Source organism: Deltaproteobacteria bacterium (assembly GCA_019912665.1).
In the GTDB taxonomy this organism is placed as follows: domain Bacteria; phylum Desulfobacterota; class GWC2-55-46; order GWC2-55-46; family GWC2-55-46; genus UBA5799.
This window is the reverse complement of record JAIOIE010000022.1, coordinates 1-21,191: the sequence shown is the minus strand read 5'-3', so window position 1 is coordinate 21,191 and position 21,191 is coordinate 1. Positions and strand designations below refer to the sequence as shown.

Sequence of the window (21,191 nt, the reverse complement as noted above, 5' to 3'; positions counted from 1 at the left end):
AAACACCTCCTTTACGGTTCCTTAATAAAGTATAGCTCAATACCGCTATCCGGAGTTGAAGGGCTTATCTATCTGTTCAGATTCGAAAATCCTCCTTCGAAAGTACGATCGGGCCGATTGATTATCTCTGGCGAGTTGCCTTTTAATCAAGGGCCTTTCCTTCTTTTTGTATCGCTTCTTTCCACTACCCCTATATATAGTGTTTCTCCTTTCAAATTAACACTTTGTATTGTATTTTTCCGCTTTACAAGAAGGAGAAACTCTGTTACCATTCACGGCTACAAACCCGGGTGAAAGATGAAAATAAAAAAACTCACTATCCACGGATTCAAATCCTTCGTAGATAAGGTCACTCTCCAGTTCCCTTCAGGCACTTCCGGCATAATAGGCCCCAACGGCTGCGGAAAGAGCAACATAGTGGACGCCATCAGGTGGGTCCTGGGTGAGCAGAACGCCAGGCATCTTCGCGGCAAGCAGATGGAGGACATTATATTCAACGGCTCGGAGTCCAGAAAGCCCCTGGGCATGGCCGAGGTCGTCCTGACCTTTTCGAATGAGGAAGGGCTCGCGCCGGCGCACTTCGCGAATTTCTCCGAGATAGAGATATCGCGCCGCCTTTACAGGTCGGGCGAGAGTGAATACTACATAAACAGGGTCCAGTCCAGGCTCAGGGACATAGTCGACCTCTTTACCGATACCGGGATCGGGACGCGCGCATACTCCATAATCGAGCAGGGGCAGGTGGGCTGGCTCATAAGCGCAAAGCCCGAGGACAGAAGGACCGTCTTCGAGGAAGCCGCGGGCATAAACAAGTTTAAGCACAAAAAGGACGCGGCTCTACGGAGGCTCGAGTCAACGAGGGAGAACCTCACCAGGGTAAGCGACATCATAAGCGAGGTAAAGCGCCAGCTCAATTCGCTAAACAGGCAGGCCAAGAAGGCCGAGAGGTATAAGGCGCTCCGGGAGGAGCTCAAGGAACTGGAACTTCTTCTTTCGTCGATAGAGCACTCGAGGATGAAAGCGGAGCTTGCCGACCTCGTCAAGCGGCTTGAGGCCGTAAAGGACGAGGAGGTCTCGCTCGGTGCGCTCTCAACAGCGAAGGAGGAGCAGGCAGAGGAGCTCAAGGTCGAGTTCCTTGGCGTTGAGGGCGAGTACAAGGACATACGGGAGAGGTCCTTCGGGCTTGAGCGCTCCATCCAGGACGAGGAGAGGAAGAGCGCGCTCGCCGGGATGAGGGTAGAGGAGCTAAAGAGGGCGGAGGAGCGCCTTTCAACTGAAATTAGCGAGCTTTCAAGCGCAAGGGACGCGGCAGCAGCTGAAATAGAGGCGCTTTCCGCTTCTCTATCGGCCTTGGGGTCAGAGATAGAAGCCGAATCCGGCCTCCTTGCCGGGCATTCGTCGTCATTGGAGAGCATATCGGCCGAGCTAAGGGGCAAGGAAGGGGCGCGCTCAGGGCTGAAGGCAGAATCTCTTAAACTATCCACGAGGCTCACTGAAATACGGCACGCTATACAGAACTGCCTTCGCGAGGAGGAGGACCTTCGCGCAAGGGAAGCGCGCTCCAGAAAAGAGCTTGAGAACGTCTCTATTGAGCTCGCCTCCAAGGAGGGTCCGCTGGGGGCGCTCAAGGCCCGCATAGCCGAGGCGGAATCCGGGAAGGGCGCGATAGAGGCGGAAATAGGGGCCATAAGGTCCAGGCTCGAATCCCTCGAATCCGAGCGGGCCGCAAAAAGCAATGAGGCCCAGAGGGCCAGGGACGAATACTCCAAGGCATCGGCCACGCTCGCCACTCTCGAAGAGATGGAGAGGAACTTCGAAAGCGTAAAGGGCGGGGCAAAGGCCATAATGCAGCGGGCGGACAGGTCGGGCGTCTACGGACTCATTGCCGACTGCATCGAGACAAGCCCAGGATACGAAAAGGCCGTTGAGGCGGTCCTCGCCGACAAGCTCCAGTACGTGCTGGTCGAGAGCGCGAAGGAAGGCATCGAGGCCATAGAGTACCTGAGGTCAAAGGGAGCGGGCAGGGGAAGCTTCGTGCCGGTAAGGGACGCCCGCCCCATGGCGAGCCCTGTTCCGGCCGAGGGCTGGGGCGCTCCCAATATCCGCGCGCTCGGCTCCGAGATGAAGATAAAGAACGGCTACGAGGAGATAGTGAATTATCTCCTGGGTGACGTTTTCCTCGCTGACACTCTTGAGGACGCGCTCTCTGCCTGGAGGGAAAGCGGCGGCTTCCGCGCCTTTGTCACGCCAGAGGGAGACATGATAGACGCGCAGGGCGTCATCACGGGCGGAGGGGCCATCTCCGACGGCGGCATACTCCAGAGGAGGAACGAGACCAGGAAGGTGCGGGCCAGGGCCGGGGAGCTTGAAAAAGCCATAGCCGCCCTTGAAGAGGCGCTACGCTCGGTCCAGGAGTCCATCCAGTCCGAGGGCGCCCGTCTCGAATCCTTAAGGGAAAGGCTCCATGCCGCGGACATAGAAAAAGTTAACCTCTTAAGCGAGCTTAAGAGGGAGGAATCCGAGCTGGAGAGGCTTGGACGCCTTCGGGGCACGCTTCTGGCCGAGGCCTCGCAGGCGGCGGAAAGGCTGCTGCGGATATCCGAAAGAAAGGCCTCGCTCTCTTCGGAGCTGGAAGGGATCGAACGGGAGCTTGCCGAAAAAGAGCGCTCCATAAGCGCCCTATCGGACGAAATAGCCGCGCTCGCCGCAAGAAAAGAAGAGCTCTCGAATATAGTGACCGAGGCCAGGGTGCGGCTTGCGAGCTCCAGAGAGCGCCTGGAGGCTCAGAAGAGGGCGCTTGCCGAGAAAGAGCGCGCGGTAAACGATACCGGGCTTCGGATACAGTCCAGGCAGTCCGACATTGAAAAGGGCCGCGCTGAATCGGAAGAGAAAAAAGAGGAGCTCGCCCTTATAAAGGAGCGGCTCGAAGGCCTCCTCTTGAAGGTCGACGAGATAAAGAAGGAAGAGACGGAAAAGGCTGAGGCGCTCGAGGCCATAACGAGCCAGATAAAGACAGCAGAGCACGAGCTTAAGGAAGTAAAGGCCAGGTATTCAGAGCTCGGCGAGCTCAAGGGCGAACTGACGATAGAGATACGCGAAAAGGAGCTCGCCATCTCGAACCTCATCGAAAGGATGCGGGAGAAGTATTCGTCGGCCGTCGGGGAATTCAGGCCCGCCGAGGGCGAGGCAATCCCGAGCGTCGAGGAACTCGAGGAGAAGCGCTCGGAGATGCGCGAAAAGATAACCTCCCTCGGGGAAGTGAGCCTCTCGGCGCTCGAGGAGTATAACGATCTTGAGCGGAGGCACCAGTTCCTCCTTGACCAGCAGGCCGACCTCACTAAGTCGGTCGAGAGCCTTCATACCGCGATACAGAGGATAAACAGGACGACCCGCGAGAGGTTCAAGACCACCTTCGACGAGATAAACGCGAAGTTCCAGGAGACCTTTCCGAGGTTCTTCAGCGGCGGCAGGGCAGAGCTAAGGCTCACGGACGAATCGGACATACTCGAGGCCGGGGTCGAGATAGTGGCCCAACCCCCGGGCAAGAGGCTCCAGAACATAACGCTACTTTCCGGAGGGGAGAAGGCCCTCACGGCGACCGCGCTCATATTCGCCATATTCCTCATCAAGCCGAGCCCGTTCTGCCTCCTTGACGAGGTGGACGCCCCCCTTGACGACGCGAACATCGACAGGTTCAACCTCTTCGTGAGGGACATGTCGAAGATAAGCCAGTTCCTCCTGATAACACACAATAAAAAGACGATGGAGATGGCCGACTCGCTCTACGGCATCACCATGCAGGAGCCCGGGGTCTCAAAGGTAATTACGCTCAAGTTCTGATACCCCGGCATGCCCCGCGTGTGAAGGAACGCATACCGGCCCCCCAGGAAGAGACCCCCTGAAAAGCATATTGGTCGGAACGCAAGAGAAAAGAAATGGCATTTGACAGCATACTCGAAGACCTCTCAATGAGCGCCGGAGCCAACGGCGCGATCCTCATAGACTGGGACGGAGAGATTGTCGCATCCTGGGCGGCTTCCAGGGACGTCAATATAGACCTCATCGGCGCCCATCATGAGATTATCCTAGACATAGTCAAGGAGGCCGCCTCCCGCCACGACCGGCAGGATGTGAAGCACCTGGCTATAACGACGGACAAGGCCAAGCTCGCCATATCGACCGTGAAGGAAGGCTACTGCCTTGTGGTCGCGCTCGGCAGCGACCGGCCAATGGGAAAGGCCCTCTTCGAATCGAAGAGGGCAGTAGAGAGGATAGAAGAGGAGATGGGCTGAGGGCTGCGCGTTTTTGAGAGCGCGGCTATAAAGCCAGGATAAGTTTAAGCCCTGCCGTATAGTAATTGAACCCCGCGGCGCTCCCTACCGCGTAATTCCCGCCCTCTGCCCGTAGCTCCAGAGCGGCCCTGCCCGCCTTGATACCCACGGCCCCCGTGCCTCCCCAGAAGAAGTCGTTATCTTCACCGGCATTTCTCTTAAAAGACTGATAGCCCAGGTAGGGCTCTAAAACCGCGTATAAAGCCTCTTTCTCGCAGCGCAAGGCCGCCAGGACCTGGTGGGATACGAACCAATCCGGGTCGAAGTACCCGTTTGCGGCCTGCCTATCGAAATCGAGGTATCTTAACCTGTAGCCGATATCTATCCTCGGGTTGCCGGGCCTCAATGCGTACATCGGGGTTATGCTCAGGTCTACTGCCGAGTTGTCGTCCGAATAGCGCCTTAAGCTTACGGCTCCGTTAAGGCTCGCCTTGCCGTACGCCCTTGAAGCGGCAGCCGAATAGTCAGCGAGCCTTATCCGGTTCTCTATGAGGAGGGCCGTGTCCGTGAGGGCGTCTTTCGAGACGCTTGCAGATATGTCCCAGCCGTTCAATTTCCCGGAGGCGCTGATATGGCCTGTCAGAAAGCGGCTCCCGCCCATTGAGACGACCCCTGCGCCTGCACCGGCTGTAAGGGCCTCGAAAAGCCTGCCTGTAACGGAAAGATGGGACGCCTCGGCGTCGTTTCGGCGGAAGTCATCCCTGGCCCTTGCGCTCCTTAAGCCGAGAGCCGCCCGGTGGCTGAAAACCGGGAAGGAATAGACTAGAGCGTACCTGGATACCCGGTTCGAGTCCGAGTCGCCGTAATAGCTTGAGACGGCGTCGAAGCCGGGTGCTGCGGCCCCTCTCAGGGCGCGCTTGAGACTCTCAAGCTCCTTTTCCTGAGCTTCGTACCCCGGCTTAAGCCCTTTCACGCTTTCGGCTGCCGCTTTCATCTTTCCGCTCCCCAGGAGCGCGTATGAGAGGCCTACCCGCGCGTCGAAGTCCTCGCCGCCCGCAAGGACCTCCTCGTATGCGGAGATGGCCTCCTGAAATCTGCCCTGCCATCTCAATATGTTCCCTTTTATTACCAGGGATTCCCTGTCGCCCGGCGCGAGCGCGAGCGCGGCGTCTATCCCGGAGGCGGCCTCTTCGAGCCTCTCGGCCCATGAAAGGACCCTTGCAAGCGGCTTAAGCACCTCGGTTGACGGTTCCTCTTCCCTGAGAATCGAAAGCTCGTTGATTGCGCCCTGAAGGTCGCCTCCCCAGGACATGATTACAGCCATCCTGGTCCGCTCATCCCGCGTAAATGCGTTCCGTGAAATGGACAGCGCCTTTGCGTATTCCCCGGCAGCGCCCCTGTAGTCCTCTTTTTGAGCCAGTCCATCACCTGCCTTCCTATGCTCCATGGCCGGCGTTTCCGGCCCTTCCCCGAAGGCCTGCCCCGGGGTAAAAGCCCCTATTGAGGCGAAGACCAGAAAAATGGCAAGGATTGCAGACATGAAGCCCGCGCGCTTTTCAATGTCCATCGAACGGCTCCTTGAATCATGGATTTTGTGCCTTATTGTCGAGCCTTTCCTGCGGGGCGTTGAACCCCGTCTTCCTCACATAATCCCACTTACTCTCTTTTTTGAAGAGGAACGATAGCACGGCCCCGGTCCTCCAGAACGCGAGGAGCTGCCTGTACCCGAAGTTCTCTATCACGCCGTAAAGGAGGAGCGTAAGCACGTCACGCGACCGCTGGTACCTCCTGTATGAAAGCTCCTCGAGGAAGAGCGCCGCAATAGAGAAGAATATCCCCACGAGCACGGCCATGAGAAGAAAGAGCGCGAAGAAGCCCTCGTTCACGAATCCGGCAAGGAAAGAGACCGTGACCACGAAGTAGCCCGCGACCTCGATGACCGGTCCCAGGAGCTCGACGCCGAGCTGATAGGGGAGGGCGAAGAGCCCTATGCGTCCGTACCGCGGGTTAAAGAGCATGCCGCGATAGATGTAAAGGGTCTCGGCAAGCCCGACGTGCCACCTCCTCCTCTGCTTCCTCAGGGTCCGGAGGTCCTTGGGCGCCTCGGTCCAGCATATGGGATCGGGAACGAAGTTGATCCTGTACCTTTCGCCCTGCTCCCTCAGGTATTTATGGAGCCGCACAACCAGTTCCATGTCCTCCGCCACGGTCTCCCTGAGGTAGCCGCCGACCGCCAGGACCGTCTTCTTGTGGAACATGGAAAAGGTGCCGGATATTATGAGGAGAGAATTAAGCTGGCTCAAGCCCGCCCGCCCGAAGAGGAAGCTCCGGATGTACTCGACAATCTGGAATCTCGAAAGAGAGTCCGTTGGGAGCTTGACTTGAGCGACCCTGCCTGCCGCGACCTCGGAGCCGTTCGCTATCCTTACGATGCCGCCCGTCGCCCTCACCAGCTCCGGTTCCTCTATGATGGGGCGCATTAGCCTCGTAATGGCGCTCTCCTCGAGCACGGAGTCGGCGTCGACCGAGCAGAAGTAAGGCGCCCTCGATACGTTTATGCCCACGTTCAGGGAGTCGGCTTTGCCCCCGTGCTCCTTATCGACCACTATGAGCTTCGGAAAGGCGGGATTGAGGTAGAATCCCTTCACCCTGCTCGTAGGGAGGGTCTGGCGGTATATGACGTTGTTCCTTGAAAGTCCGAAGCCCTTTATGAGGCTTTCGAGGGTCGAATCCTTTGAGCCGTCGTTTACTACTATGACCTCGTAGCCCGGGTATTCGAGATTCAGAAGCGATCTTACAGACTCGACGATATTGGCCTCCTCGTTATGGGCGGCCATTATGACGCTTGCGGGGGGCGCAACCGAATGGTGTATGGATTTCTGGTACCTGCCGTACTCGAGCCGGGAAAGATGAGTAAGGACCATGCCGGACGCGAGCACGAGGAGGAGGAGATAGACCCCGTTCGCGGCGAAATAGTACGCCAGGACGAAATAATTGAACCAGGATATGAGCGTCAGTCCAATTTCCATATACAGAGCTATCGGCTCAAGGCTCCGGCCTCTCCGGCCGGGCGGCCCCGGAGCGCCAGGATCATGTCACGGGCCTTTTCGACGCCTTCGTCCCTTACGCCTGAGGCGCCTCCTGAAAGTGCGTAGAGCTCATTTTCGAGCCTCCACTGGCTCAGGGTCGAAAGTATTCCCGCCATTTCGAGGAGGCAGTCTTCCCTGATCTCGTTCCTGTCTTCCGCCCCCTGCTCCGGGTCCAGGGGGCGGGGCCTGCCTTCGAGCATTGAGACCAGGTTTTTGTACACGCCGGCCCTGCAGAGGTCGTCGAGGGCCTGGTCCTTTGCGTACTTGTCCGGAATGTCGAGGAAGATATTGAGGAGCTCGACATAGCCCTTTTTCCCGAGCCGGAGGAGGGACTCGGAGGCCGCTGCCCTGACCTGCCAGTTCCTGTCGCAGACCGAGTCCTTGAGGGGCATGAGCGCAGACCCGTCCCCGATAAGACCGAGCGCCCTGGCGCTATGGAGGCGAGTTACCCAGTCCTCGTCGTTCAGCCCCCGGATGAGTTCCGGAACGGCATCCCTGTGCCGGAGCTTCCCAAGGCCCTTTGCCGCCTTGGCCCTTACCTCGTGCTCCGGATCGGAGAGCATGCGCGTAAGCTCGGGGGCCGCGCCCCTGTCCCCGATCTCCCCGATGATGTCGAGCATGGCCGCGCGCACGCGCCAATCCGGGTTCTTCAGTTCCAGAAGAAGTTCTCGGAGGACCGCCGGGCCGAAGGAGATGATGGCGGATTTAAGGACTCGTACCGAGACCTCCTCCTCGCGGGCAAGGGTGTGCTTGAGCATCGTAATCAGGTGGGGTATCGCGCCCTCGTCCCTTATCGCGCCGAGAGCGTTGACCGCCATGAGCTTCAGGTCCCTTCTCCTGCTGCCCATGGCCTCCAGCAGGTGCGGGACCGCGGCCGTATATCTTATCTCACCTAGCTTCTCGGCAGCGAGCGCCCGCTCCCACCTGTTCCCGTTCTTGAGTTTTCGTATGTAATGGCGCGCATATCCAAGAGACTCGAAAAGCCTTGCGGCCTCGTCCCTGCCAGTTTCGGAATTCAGGACCCTGAAAAGGACCTCCTCGACGGCCGTCCATGCAGGAGAGCCTGGCTTATGCGAATAGGGCTCCGTATCCTCAACGTGCCTGCCCGCGCTCAAGTGCGTAAGGAGCGGCGCAAACCTCTCCCTTTCGCTATCCAGGCGCCTGTACTTGCGCGTCATGTACATCCTTCGCGCAAGCACGACGACAAGGGATGCGGCGATAAGTACGACTACGGTCCAGATGGCAAGATATAGAAGTATGAACGACAACTACTCACCCCTGCCAGACTTTATATTATTTTCCCCTTAAAATACAATATCTTATTCATTAAATAAGAAAACTTCCAGTTTATCCCCTAAAGGGTTGAACACATTGCTGCTTGCGGCAGGATATTTCATCGGGTTCTTCTGGCAGGGAGGGATGCCCTGAATAGAGTGGTACGGGAGATAAAATGCAGAGTCATTTACCAAAATAAAAATGCGAAAATAAAAAAGAGGGGGCGAGCCTTAAGAACGCCCCCTCTTTCTTCCGGTTTTGATGCTTTATCCTACTATCTTCATCGTGACCTGGCGCTTGCCCTTGGCTGGCATGGGATGCCGTATCTCGGCTTGCGCGGCCGCGAGTCTCGCTATGGGGACCCTGAAAGGAGAGCACGAGACGTAATCGAAATAGTTCAGATGGCAGAACCTGACGGAATCCGGGTCGCCGCCGTGCTCGCCGCAGATGCCTATCTTGAGCTTCTCCTTTTTCGCCCTGCCCTTCATTATCGCGAGCTTTATGAGAAACCCGACCCCGTCCTGGTCAATGGACTGGAAGGGGTCGCCCTTCAGTATCCCGGTCTTCTTCTCGTCTATGTAGTCCGGCAGGAACCTGCCCGCGTCGTCTCTGGACATGCCGAGGGTCATCTGCGTGAGGTCGTTCGTGCCGAATGAGAAGAAGTCCGCTTGCTCCGCTATCTGGTCGGCCAGGAGCGCGGCCCTCGGCACCTCTATCATGGTGCCGATCAGGAACTCTACCGTTATCTCCTGCTCCCGCATTACATCGGATGCTATTTCCCTGGCCCTTGCCGCGAGTATCTGAAGTTCCTTGGCGTCTATTATGAGTGGGAGCATTATCTCGGGGAATACCTTTATCCTCTTCCTCTTGCAGTCGCAGGCGGCCTCTATTATGGCGCGGACCTGCATGTCGAGGATCTCCCTGTAGGTGATGAGGAGCCTGGAGCCCCTGTGCCCGAGCATGGGGTTCGCCTCATGCAGGCGCTCTATCCGGCGCTTTACCTGATGGAAGGGCACCTTGAGCTTGTTCGCGAGCTGCTTCTGCTCGCTCTCGGTATGGGGAACGAACTCATGGAGCGGCGGGTCTATAAGCCTTATTGTAACGGGTTTTCCGTCCATGGCCCTGAATATGCCCACGAAGTCCTTTCTCTGGAAAGGCAGGAGCTCGTAGAGGGACTTCTTCCTGGTCTTCTGGTCTTCCGAGATTATCATCCGCTGGATGGCGAGCCTCCGCTCTTCGGTGTCGAAGAACATGTGCTCGGTCCTGCAAAGGCCTATGCCCTCGGCCCCGAGCCTTATCGCGTTCTCGGCGTCATAGGGAGTATCGACGTTCGTGCGGACCTTGAGGCTCCGGGTCTCGTCAGCCCACCGCATGAGCGTGTGGTAGGCCTCCGGCAGCTCCGGCTTTATGAGGTTCATGGAGGCCTTGAAGACCTCGCCGGTCGAGCCGTTTATGGTAATGTGGTCACCCTCCTTGAGGACGGTCCTCCCGACGGTGACGGTCTTGGCGTTGTAGTCTATGTTCAGGTCCTCGCATCCGACTATGCAGCACTTGCCCCATCCCCTTGCGACGACCGCCGCGTGGGAGGTCTTGCCGCCGGTGGCGGTGAGTATGCCCTTTGCCGCGTGCATTCCGCCCACGTCCTCGGGGCTCGTCTCTTTCCTTACGAGGATAACGGCCTTGCCCTCGGCGGTCCGGTCCTCGGCGTCCTTGGCGGTGAAGACTATCGAGCCCGTGGCCGCTCCGGGCACGGCGGCTATGCCTGTGGCGAAGAGGTTCTGCTGGAGGGTCTCTATTGGTATCTTGGGGTCTATTACGGGGTAGAAGAGCCCCTCGATATCCTTGTCGGATATCCTGAGTATCGCGTCCTTCTTGGTTATGAGCTTCTCCTTCACCATGTCCACGGCTATCCGGAAGGCCGCCATGGGGGAGCGTTTCCCGGCCCTTGTCTGGAGGATGTAGAGTTTCCCTGTCTCTATGGTGAACTCTATGTCCTGCATGTCTTTATAGTGCCGTTCGAGCTTTTTCCTGACTTCAAGGAGCTCCTTGTAGACCTTGGGCATGCGCTTCTGGAGATCGGATAGGTGTAGCGGCGTCCTTATGCCGGCTACCACGTCCTCGCCCTGCGCGTTCATCAGGAGGTCGCCGTAGAAAATATTATCGCCGGTATTCGGCTCCCTCGTGAAGCAGACGCCGGTGCCCGAATTCTCGCCCATGTTGCCGAAGACCATCTGGACGATGTTCACGGCGGTCCCAAGCAGGCCGTTTATCTTCTCGACCCTCCTGTATGTAACTGCCTTTTCCGCCATCCACGAGCCGATGACGGCGTTTATCGCGCCCTCGAGCTGCGCCTTTGATTCCTGCGGGAAGGGCTTTTTCGTGTGCTCCTCGTAGACCTTCTTCAGGCGCGGTATGAGCTCTTCCAGTTCCTGCTCGTTTACGTCGGTATCGAGCACCGGGCGGGACCTGGGTATGTGGAGCCTGAGCCTGGTCTTCCTCTCCTTTATGTCGTCGAACTCGTAATCGAACCTGTGCCTCGGCACCCCCATCGCCGTAGAGCCGTACATGGTTATGAAGCGCCTGTAGGCGTCGAGGGCGAACCTCCTGTTCCCCGTTTTCTTTGCGAGCCCTTCGACCGAGGAGTCGTTAAGGCCGAGGTTGAGGATTGTCTCCATCATGCCGGGCATGGACCTTGCCGCGCCCGAGCGGACGGAAACGAGGAGCGGGTCCTCCGGGTCGCCGACCTTCTTGCCGGTGAGCCTCTCAAGCCTCTTTATGTTCTTTTCGAGCTCAATATGGAAGCCCTGGGGGTATTTCCGGTCGTTCTTGTAGAAATAATCGCAGACTTCGGTGGTGATGGTGAAGCCGGCAGGCACGGGTAGACCGATGTTCGTCATCTCCGCGAGACCGGCGCCCTTGCCTCCGAGGAGGTCCTTCATGTCCCCCCTGCCTTCGGCCTTTCCGCCGCCGAAAAAGTAGACGTATTTCTTGGCCATAAGAAATATCCTCCGGTATATGTCGCTAAAATTGATCTTTTCCCCGGACCTGCGTCAAGCCTGGAAATAAAAAATGCTCACATATTTCCATATATGCTCCGCTTTTTATTCCCGGCCTTCCTTGATTGCGGGGAAAATCTCTAATTTTAGAGGTTGCCTCAAAGAGTCGGTATCATTTGGGGGGGAACCCGCCTTCATGCCTCCAGGGGCGCTTCATGGGGTTCCTGATTCAAAACATTGAGATTAGCAAAATTAAAAGTGAATGTCATTAAAAATTGGGTAAAAAACGACATAAAAAGCCCTGGCCGGGCGGGCTCGGCCGAACTGTTAAACTCCTTGACACACTTACGAAACCTTCGGTATTATTTAATATTGACCAAATAAGTATACACCCTATTTCTACGCCTTGCACCCTGGAAAGCCTCGGTTTTCAGGTCTTTTGGGCGGTTATCCGGGGTTGTTTTTTATCGTATTCTCAAGCTTTAGGGAAAGAGGAAAGATGGCACAGGAACAGAGACCGGTCTATATAGAAGACGAGATGAAAAAGTCCTACCTGGACTACGCCATGTCGGTCATCATCGGCAGGGCGTTGCCCGACGTGAGGGACGGCTTGAAGCCGGTCCACAGGAGGATACTCTACGCCATGCACGAGATGGGGGTAGAGTGGAACAAGCCCTACAAGAAGTCCGCCCGCGTGGTCGGAGACGTGATAGGTAAGTACCACCCCCACGGAGATTCCGCGGTCTACGACGCCATCACAAGGATGGTGCAGGACTTCTCGCTCCGGTACCCGCTCATAGACGGCCAGGGTAACTTCGGCTCCATAGACGGCGACCCGCCCGCGGCCATGAGGTACACGGAAGTCAGGATGGCGAAGCTCGCGAGCGAGCTCCTGAAGGACATCGAGAAGGAGACGGTCGATTTTCAGCCGAACTATGACGAGTCCTTGAAGGAACCGGTCGTCCTCCCGGCGGCCTTCCCCTGCCTCCTTGTGAACGGCTCATCCGGCATAGCGGTCGGCATGGCGACCAACATGCCGCCCCACAACCTCTCCGAGATAATCGACGCGCTCATATACATAATCGGCAAGCCCGAGGCGACGGTCAAGGAGCTCATGCAGCTCGTCCCGGGGCCGGACTTCCCGACCGCCGGGTTCATAAGCGGCAGGAAAGGCATAAGGGACGCCTACGAGACCGGCAGGGGGGTGCTGCAGCTACGCGCCAAGGCGAGCATTGAGAAGAACCCCCGGACAGGCCGCCAGGCGATAGTCATAACCGAAATACCGTACCAGGTCAACAAGTCCAAGCTCATAGAGAGCATCGCCGAGCTCGTGCGCGAAAAGAAGGTGGAGGGCATCTCGGACGTCCGGGACGAGAGCGACCGCGAGGGCATGAGGATCGTGGTGGAATTGAAGAAGGACGAGGTCGCCGAGGTGATCCTCAATAACCTCTACCACCACACCCAGATGAAGACCTCCTTCGGCATAATAAACCTCGCGATAGTCGACGGCCAGCCCAGGGTGCTCCCCCTCGGGCAGCTACTTAAGGAGTTCGTCCGGTTCAGGAAAGAGGTGGTCGCGAGAAGGACCGTCTTCGAGCTAAGGAAGGCGAGGGAGAGGGCCCACATATTGGAGGGCCTGAAAATAGCCCTCGACAACCTGGACGCGGTCATAAAGCTCATACGCGCCTCGAAGAGCCCGCAGGAGGCCAAGTCCGGCCTCGTAAAGAATTTCAAGCTCTCGGATATACAGGCCCAGGCCATCCTGGACATGAGGCTCCAGAGGCTCACGGCCCTCGAGAGGGACAAGATAATCGAGGAGTACCGGGAGATCCTTAAGCTCATAAAGATGCTCGAAGAGAGGCTCGCCAGCGAAAAGCTCCTGATGGCCGTGGTCGTTGATGAATTGAAGGACATAAGGGAGCGGTTCGGAAGCGAGCGAAGGACCCAGATAGTCGACGAGGCCGGGGAGATAACTCTCGAAGACATCATCGCCGAAGAGGACATGGTAGTCACCATAACGAGCGGCGGCTACATAAAGAGGAACCCCACCAGCCTCTTCAAAATTCAGAAACGGGGCGGCAAAGGGAAGACCGGCATGACCACCAAGGAAGAGGATTTTGTCTCGAACCTCTTCATAGCCTCGACCCACAGCTATATCCTCTTCTTTACGGACAAGGGCAAGGCCTACTCGCTCAAGGTCTATGACATACCGCAGGCCGGGAGGGCCGCCAAGGGCAAGGCCATTGTAAACATCCTGAACATCGCCCAGGGCGAGCACATAACCGCCTTCCTCCCTGTCCGCGAGTTCAGGGAAGGCAACTTCATTACCATGGCTACCGCCCACGGGGTCATCAAGAAATCCGACCTCATGAGCTTCTCCCACATACGCTCGGGCGGGCTCATAGCCGTGAGCCTCGACGAGGGCGACAGCCTCATTGCCGCCCGCCTGACCGACGGGAAGACGGACCTCTTCCTGGGGACACGCCTCGGCCAGGCCATAAGGTTCCACGAGGATGAAGTGAGGGAGATGGGGCGCCAGGCCAGGGGCGTAAAGGGCATTAAGCTCGACGAGGGCGACCGCGTAGTCTCCATGGAGACGGTCGAGGAGAACTCGACCGTGCTTACCGTCACCGAGAACGGTCACGGCAAGAGGACGGAGTTTGCCGAGTACCGGGGCCAGGGAAGGGGCGGAAGCGGCCTCATAAACATCAAGATAACAGAGAAGAACGGGCCTGTTGCCGGCATAGTCAAGGTAACGGACGCGGACGAACTGATGATTTCCACGAGCTCCGGGAAGATCATCAGGATAGCCATGAAGGACGTCCCGGTCATAGGCAGGAACACCCAGGGCGTCAAGCTCATGGACATAGAAAAAGGCGAGCACATATCCGGAATGGCCCCCATAGCCGAAAAGGACGATTCCGGCGAGGCGGAAGAGGAGTGAGCCGCTCTGGCCGGCGGGCCGGAATGCAGGCCCTTGAAATGGCGGAGAGGGCCTTAAAAGGACGGGGCTGATGGGACGGATTACCGTGCTCGGGGCAGGGAGCTGGGGGACAACACTCGCCCAGGTGCTGGCCCTTAAAGGCAAAAAGGTAAGCCTCTGGGCAAGGGAGGAGGAGGTCAGGGCCTCCATCGCCGAAAGGCGCGAGAACAGTATGTATCTGCCGGGGGTGGAGCTCTCTTCGGGCATAACCCCTTTCACAAGCATTAAAGAGGCCCTCGACGGCTCGGATTTTGTCGTAAGCGTTATTCCATCCCACGGCCTGAGGGGCGTTTTCACCGAGGCCAGGGACTTTATCGCTGACGGCTCTCTCATCGTAAGCGCCACCAAGGGCATAGAGGAGGGAAGCATGATGACCCCTGCAGGGGTCATCTCCGAGGCCCTTTCAGGCAAACCCTTTTTCTTCGCGGTCCTCTCCGGGCCCTCTTTTGCAAAAGAGGTGAGCCGAATGCTCCCCGCGGCCCTGTCCGCCGCATCCGCTTCCATTGAATCAGCTCGCAGGGTGCAGGAAGAGTTCTCAACGAACTATTTCAGGGTCTATACGAACGACGACGTGACAGGGGTCGAGCTCGGCGGCGCTCTTAAGAACGTGGTGGCCATAGCCTCGGGCATATCCGACGGGCTGGGGCTCGGCCATAACGCCAGGGCCGCGCTCATCACGAGGGGCCTTGCCGAAATGGCGCGGCTGGGGGTGAAGATGGGCGCCCGGAGAGAGACCTTCTCGGGCCTCTCGGGACTTGGAGACCTGGTCCTCACCTGCACAGGGCCCTTGAGCAGGAACTATTCGGTCGGCGTCTCTATCGGCAGGGGCGAGGCAATAGGCGACATAACCGGCCGCATGCTCGAAGTGGCCGAGGGCGTCAAGACCTCGCGGGCGGCAAGGGAGCTTGCCTCCGGAAACGGCGTCGAGATGCCTATTACCGAGGCGGTATATAGCGTTATTTACGAAAGGAAGCAGCCCAGGGAGGCGGTGCTCGAGCTCATGGGCCGCAACCTCAAAGGCGAGTAATCGCTCTCCCGCCAGTCCCCGTTTTTTTTCTACCCGGCCTATTCAAAATGGGCTAAAATATTCCAGCATTCGTCCGATAAGAGTAAATATCCAGAAAAGCGAAAAGTATTTTCTTCCGCGTATTGGATGCGGGAGTGCGCGTAAACTCAGCCTGAAAGGGGCTTGCTGCGGGTCCGTTAACCTAATCCCAAGCGCTCTGTAGCGGTATGCTCAAGAAAAGCCTACATTCCAGGATACTCGTCCTAATCATCGGGCTCATCACCTTCGGCGTCGTCATCTCCATATACTGGGAAATCAGCAACAAGGAAAGGGAGCTCCTGGAGGAGAAGCTCCGGGCCTCCCGGTTCATGGCCCAGCCCATCCTTACCGCCATCTACGAGGACATGATAGAGGAGAGGGCGGATCTCGCGCGCCACCTTATAAACTCCTTGAGCAAGACGCCCGGCATCGAAAGCGTCTATATAGTAAGGAGCAACGGCACCGAGGAGGCCTTCAAGGACCTTAAGACCATAAGGGCGGTCGAGAAGGAATTCGGCGAGATACGGCCGGAATGGCTGGCGGGCCACCCCGACATGGAAGAGAGCCCTCGGGCCAGGGGCGTCGACGACCCGGAGTTCAGGGACGCGCTCGCGAAGTTCCGAAAGGACTGGCAAAGGGGCGAGGTATACTACATAGACAGGAACGGCGATGAGCCGCTATTCACCTACCTCCAACCGATTGAAAAGAAGCCCAAGTGCAAAAGCTGCCATGTGAGCGAGGACGCCAGGGGCATACTCGTCATAAGGACCCCCCTTTCCGACATGTACGGGATGCTCTCGCAAAGCCGGAACCAGTGGATCCTCTCCGGCATCTTCGCAATAGGCATTGGCGGGATACTCCTATCGCTCCTCATCCGGAAATCCATTACAGGCCCCATCAGGAAGAACGTAGAGATAATAAGGCGGATAGCGGACGGCGAGGCCGGCATAAACGAGCGGATAAACGTCGAGGCCGAGGACGAGATAGGGTATCTGGCCAAGGCCTTCAACAGCATGCTCGACTCGCTTGAGAAGAGGGCAGAGGAGAACACAAAGCTATTCGGGCTCGTCATGAAGAGCAAGGAGGAGTGGGTCGCGACCTTCGACGCCATCCAGGACCTCATCTCCATACACGATAACGAGTACAAGATAATAAAGATAAACAAGGCGCTCGCCCGTAAGTTCAATTCCACTCCCGAGGAGCTAATCGGGAGGAAGTGCTACCAGCTCCTTTACTGCAGGCACGAGCAGAAGGAGATGTGCCCCCATTCGAGGACCCTTGCCACGGGCGAGGTGGCCAACGCCGAGGTGGAAGACCTCGTCTTCGACGGGAGCTACAAGATAACCACCTTCCCGGTCTTCAACGCCGAGGGCAAGGTATGGGCTAGCGTGCACGTCGCCAGGGACATAACTCACGAGAAGCTGCTGCGCGAGCAGCTCCTTCACTCGGAGAAGCTATCGAGCTTGGGGAAGCTCGTCGCCGGGATCGCGCATGAGCTCAATAACCCCCTCATGGGCATTATGGGCTTCAGCCAGATACTCATGGACACGCCAGGGGATAAAAAGCTCGACGACATCAAAGACAAGCTCCGGAAGATCTACCACGAGTCGCTCCGGACGGCAAAGATAGTGCAGAACCTCCTCACCTTTGCCAGGGCCAAGAAGACCGAGAGGGAATACCACAGCATAAACGAGATAATCAGGCACACGATAGAGCTCCGGGAGTATTCGCTAAAGGCCAACAACATCCAGGTCTCCCTGAAGCTCGAGAACGGGCTTCCGAGGACCATGGTCGACCTCTTCCAGATGCAGCAGGTCTTCATTAACATCATAAACAACGCCGAAGACGCGATGGTCGCGAAGAAGGGCAAGGGGCGGCTCGAGATATCCACCCGCGTGGAACGAAAGAGGATCGTGATCTCATTCCAGGACGACGGGCCCGGAGTTTCCAGGGACGTCATACACAAGGTCTTCGACCCGTTCTTCACGACCAAGGACGTGGGCAAGGGCACGGGCCTCGGCCTCTCCATAACCCACGGCATAGTGACCGAGCACGGCGGCTCCATAGAGATCACGAGCCCGGAAGAGGGGGGGGCCGTTGTCACAGTCGAGCTCCCGGTAGTTGAGATGGCGCAATGGATAAGCAAGTCCGGGAAGCTCGCCGAGGCCGGGGAAGTCGCGGCCTCTGGGAAAAAGGTCCTCATCGTAGACGACGAGAAGTCCATAAGGGAGACCCTCGAGGACATCTTCACGAGGGAGGGCTTCAGGGTAGAGACCGCGAGGGACGGAAGGGAGGCCCTTGATATTCTGGATAAGGAGAAAGTGGCCCTGGTCGTTACCGACCTTAAGATGCCGGGCTACGGCGGGACCGACCTCTATGACAACATACTTAAGAAACACGCCTACCTTAAAGACAAGGTCATAATCCTTACCGGAGACGTCTTCAGCCAGGAGGCAAAGGATTTCCTTTCCGGAAGCGGCTGCCCCTGCGTATTGAAGCCCTTTGAGCCCAAAAAGCTCATCGAGATCGCCAGGGAGCTCCTGAAGTAGCTTTCATCCGAAATTCTTATGCTATACTGATTGGGCAACGTCTGAAATTGATCTTTTCCCCGGGCTCTGCGTAGTTACTGGGATAAAAATGCTCACATATTATCCTTATATGCTCCGCTTATTATTCCCGGCCTTCCGGGAAAAGCGGGAAAATCTCTCTAATTTTTAGAGGCTGTTCGGATAAAAAACCGGGTCCGACCGGGGACTCCGGAAACTCCCCTTGATGGAATAAGCCTATTATGTTAGAAAGTTAAGGGGCGGGGAGGCATATTCCCCGGAGGCAGGTCGTTTTCCCAGCCGGCTAATCGAATATTCAGAGGGGCAGGACAGGCGCGCTTAAAAACACCCTTTGCACCCTTTTCGAACCACCCTTCAAAAGGCTTAGAGGCGATCTATCCCGGAAGTAATTTCCGGTTTTGGATCGCCCTGAAACATATCAAAAAAAGTTTGACCGGAAGCGGCGAAAGGAGGTTTTTCAATGGATTTCAAGTCCGTCGGCAGTCTCTATGACGCCCTCAAGGGCGCCGTGAAGGAGGTCAAGGAGGGGGCGGTCGAGGTCCTCGACGAGAAGCTCGTCCGGGGCGCGGTCATAGACAAGCTCGTCTACAACGCCGTCTTCAGCTCCAATGAGGAGGTGCGGGATGTATCGAGGAGGCTCATAAAGTACATCGGCCTGAGCCTTGGCATACGCTCAGCATCCATACAGGGCCTTTACGAGGCCATGGGCAGGGGCGAATGCGGGGGCTTCACGGTGCCGGCCATAAACATCCGCGGCCTAACATACGACACTGCCCGGGCTATTTTCAGGTCGGCCCAGAGAAATAACTCGGGCACCTTCATATTCGAGATAGCAAAGAGCGAGATAGGATACACCGAGCAGAGGCCTGCGGAATACACGGCCTGCTGCCTGGCGGCCGCCATAAAGGAAGGGTGGAGGGGCCCGGTTTTCCTTCAGGGCGACCACTTTCAGATAAACGCGAAGAAATACGTTCAGGACAGGGAAGCCGAGATAAGGGACCTTAAGAAGCTTATAAAAGAGGCGATAGACGGGGGATTTCTTAATATTGACATAGACGCCTCGACGGTCGTGGACCTTACAAAGCCGACCGTTATCGAGCAGCAGAGGCCAAACTTCGAGACAACAGCCATCCTTACGGACTACATAAGGGAGAACGAGCCAAAGGGCGTGACCATCTCTGTTGGCGGAGAGATAGGCGAGGTGGGCGGCAAGAACTCGACCGAGGAGGAGCTCAGGGCCTTCATGGACGGCTTCCTTGCGGCCCTGCCCAAGGGCAAAAAGGGCATAAGCAAGATAAGCATACAGACCGGCACCTCGCACGGAGGGGTCGTGCTGCCGGACGGCACCATTGCCAAGGTGAAGGTCGATTTCGACACCATTGCCAGGCTTTCGAAGGTCGCGAGGGAGGCATATCACCTCTCAGGGGTGGTCCAGCACGGCGCATCGACGCTCCCGGACGACGCCTTCGACCTCTTTACCAAGAACGGGGCCTCAGAGGTGCACCTCGCGACCGGCTTCCAGAATATAATCTATGACAACCCGGCTTTCCCCGAAGACCTCAAAAAAGATATATACAGGCACCTTGCCGATAAGCACTCCGACGAGAGAAAGCCCGCTGATACCGAAGAGCAGTTCATCTACAAGACGAGGAAGAAGGGCTTCGGCCCGTTCAAGGATAAGATCTGGACCCTCGACGAGGACAGGAAAAAGGCCATAGCCGCGGAGACGGAGAAGAAACTCGACCTCTACTTCCGGACGCTTAATGCCCGGAACACGAAAGACCTCGTCTCCAAGTACGTAAAAGGCAACCCCTAAAAATTGACCTTTTCCCCGGCCTTCCTTGATTTCGGGAAAGATCTCTGATTTTTAGAGGTTGCCTAAAATAATGAAATACGGCGCGGCCCCATGTTATAATGGCCGCACAAGACTTGAAAGGAGTACGGGATCCAGATGATAGCGGCAACGCAATTGAGAGTAGGGATGACGATCCTCTTTAACGGGGAGCCGTACAGGGTCGTGTCCGTGCAGCATATAACGCCCGGGAACTGGCGCGGCATGGTGCAGACGAAATTGAAGCACCTGAAGACCGGTTCGAGCGTGGAGAACAGGTTCCGCTCGGAGGACAAGCTCGAGAAAGCCCACCTCGAGCAGCACGAGATGGAGTACCTCTATAACGACGGCGACGACTACCATTTCATGAATAGCGAGAACTACGAGCAGGTCTCGCTCTCGAAGGAGATACTCGGGGACAACACCTTCTACCTCATCCCGAATATAAAGTTCATGGTCGAGTATTATAACGGCGCGCCCGTGGGAGTTGACCCGCCGAAGGTCGTGGAGCTTAAGGTCGTGGATACTGCCCCGTTTATGAAGAGCGCGACCGTTACAGCTTCCCAGAAGCCCGCGACGCTGGAGACCGGACTCGTCGTGAACGTGCCAGGTTTCATAGAGTCAGGGGAGGTCATAAGGGTCGATACGACCGAAGGAAGGTATCTCGAAAGGGCGAAGGCGGCGCAGTAAGGCGCATAAAGCCCCTGGAATTAAGAAAAGCCCCGCCCGGAAACGGACGGGGCTTTTTGTATTTTAGGGCGGGCAAAATTTTTCTGCTCAAACATTTTCGCAAAAAGCCTTTTATCGCGCTGCCGCGCTCTTTTTGGGCATAAGGCTCCGCTCTCTTTCCGCCTCCTTCCTCCGGGCTCGGCCCTCCCCCATCCCTATGTTCGCTCCGCCTTATGCCCGGGGTTGTTTTAAATGCAAAAACAAAAGCGCTGTGAGATTTTTGTCTTTAACAAACCCCGGAGGGTAGGCGAGCGTAGCATAAGGGAGGAAGAGCGTGAACGGGCCGGGGCAGTCAGGAGCGAAGCGACTTTAGGGGCCCGTTGAAGCTTCCCGGCGTAACGCCGGGAAGCTCCGACACAAGAGGAAGATTTCCGGATTTGCATCCGCTCGCTCGACCCCGAAAAA

At 57.2% G+C, this 21,191-nt stretch carries 11 protein-coding genes; 7 read left to right on the top strand and 4 right to left on the bottom strand.

The features are described 5' to 3' along the window. Window positions 1–297 precede the first annotated feature (297 nt). Together smc and K8I01_11665 are read left to right on the top strand one after the other, a co-directional pair. On the top strand, window positions 298–3,840 hold the full coding sequence (smc, locus tag K8I01_11670; protein ID MBZ0221076.1) for a chromosome segregation protein SMC: 3,543 nt from the start codon (window positions 298–300) through the stop codon (window positions 3,838–3,840). 95 nt (window positions 3,841–3,935) lie between these two features. Further along, window positions 3,936–4,292, top strand: coding sequence for a roadblock/LC7 domain-containing protein (locus tag K8I01_11665; GenBank protein MBZ0221075.1), 357 nt, complete (start codon window positions 3,936–3,938; stop codon window positions 4,290–4,292). A gap of 25 nt (window positions 4,293–4,317) precedes the next feature. Here the strand turns inward: K8I01_11665 and K8I01_11660 are convergent, their stop codons facing one another. From K8I01_11660 to ppdK, 4 genes are all read right to left on the bottom strand, one after another. Next, entirely contained in the window at window positions 4,318–5,838 is a 1,521-nt protein-coding gene (locus tag K8I01_11660; GenBank protein ID MBZ0221074.1) for a hypothetical protein, read from the bottom strand. A gap of 16 nt (window positions 5,839–5,854) precedes the next feature. After that, entirely contained in the window at window positions 5,855–7,300 is a 1,446-nt protein-coding gene (locus K8I01_11655; GenBank protein MBZ0221073.1) for a glycosyltransferase, read from the bottom strand. Between the two features lie 8 nt (window positions 7,301–7,308). Then, entirely contained in the window at window positions 7,309–8,628 is a 1,320-nt protein-coding gene (locus K8I01_11650; protein MBZ0221072.1) for a HEAT repeat domain-containing protein, read from the bottom strand. A 273-nt stretch (window positions 8,629–8,901) separates the two neighbouring features. Then, window positions 8,902–11,631 carry a pyruvate, phosphate dikinase gene (gene ppdK / locus K8I01_11645; protein ID MBZ0221071.1) on the bottom strand — a complete coding sequence of 910 codons (2,730 nt, stop codon included), beginning with the start codon at window positions 11,629–11,631 and terminating at the stop codon, window positions 8,902–8,904. A gap of 499 nt (window positions 11,632–12,130) precedes the next feature. On the opposite strand from ppdK, the gene gyrA reads away from it, so the two are divergent. From gyrA to efp, 5 genes are all read left to right on the top strand, one after another. Beyond that, a complete protein-coding gene (gene gyrA / locus K8I01_11640; GenBank protein MBZ0221070.1) occupies window positions 12,131–14,575 on the top strand; it encodes a DNA gyrase subunit A in 2,445 nt (814 codons plus the stop codon). Window positions 14,576–14,645: 70 nt separating this feature from the next. Then, the gene (locus K8I01_11635) at window positions 14,646–15,641 is read left to right on the top strand and encodes an NAD(P)-dependent glycerol-3-phosphate dehydrogenase (GenBank protein ID MBZ0221069.1); all 996 of its coding nucleotides are present in this window, start codon (window positions 14,646–14,648) and stop codon (window positions 15,639–15,641) included. Between the two features lie 206 nt (window positions 15,642–15,847). Further along, window positions 15,848–18,208 carry a response regulator gene (locus tag K8I01_11630; GenBank protein MBZ0221068.1) on the top strand — a complete coding sequence of 787 codons (2,361 nt, stop codon included), beginning with the start codon at window positions 15,848–15,850 and terminating at the stop codon, window positions 18,206–18,208. Between the two features lie 478 nt (window positions 18,209–18,686). Further along, window positions 18,687–20,042 (top strand): class II fructose-bisphosphate aldolase, encoded by a 1,356-nt coding sequence (locus K8I01_11625; GenBank protein MBZ0221067.1) that lies wholly within the window; start codon window positions 18,687–18,689, stop codon window positions 20,040–20,042. Window positions 20,043–20,177: 135 nt separating this feature from the next. Beyond that, entirely contained in the window at window positions 20,178–20,747 is a 570-nt protein-coding gene (gene efp / locus K8I01_11620) for an elongation factor P (protein ID MBZ0221066.1), read from the top strand. The last annotated feature ends 444 nt before the right edge of the window (window positions 20,748–21,191 follow it).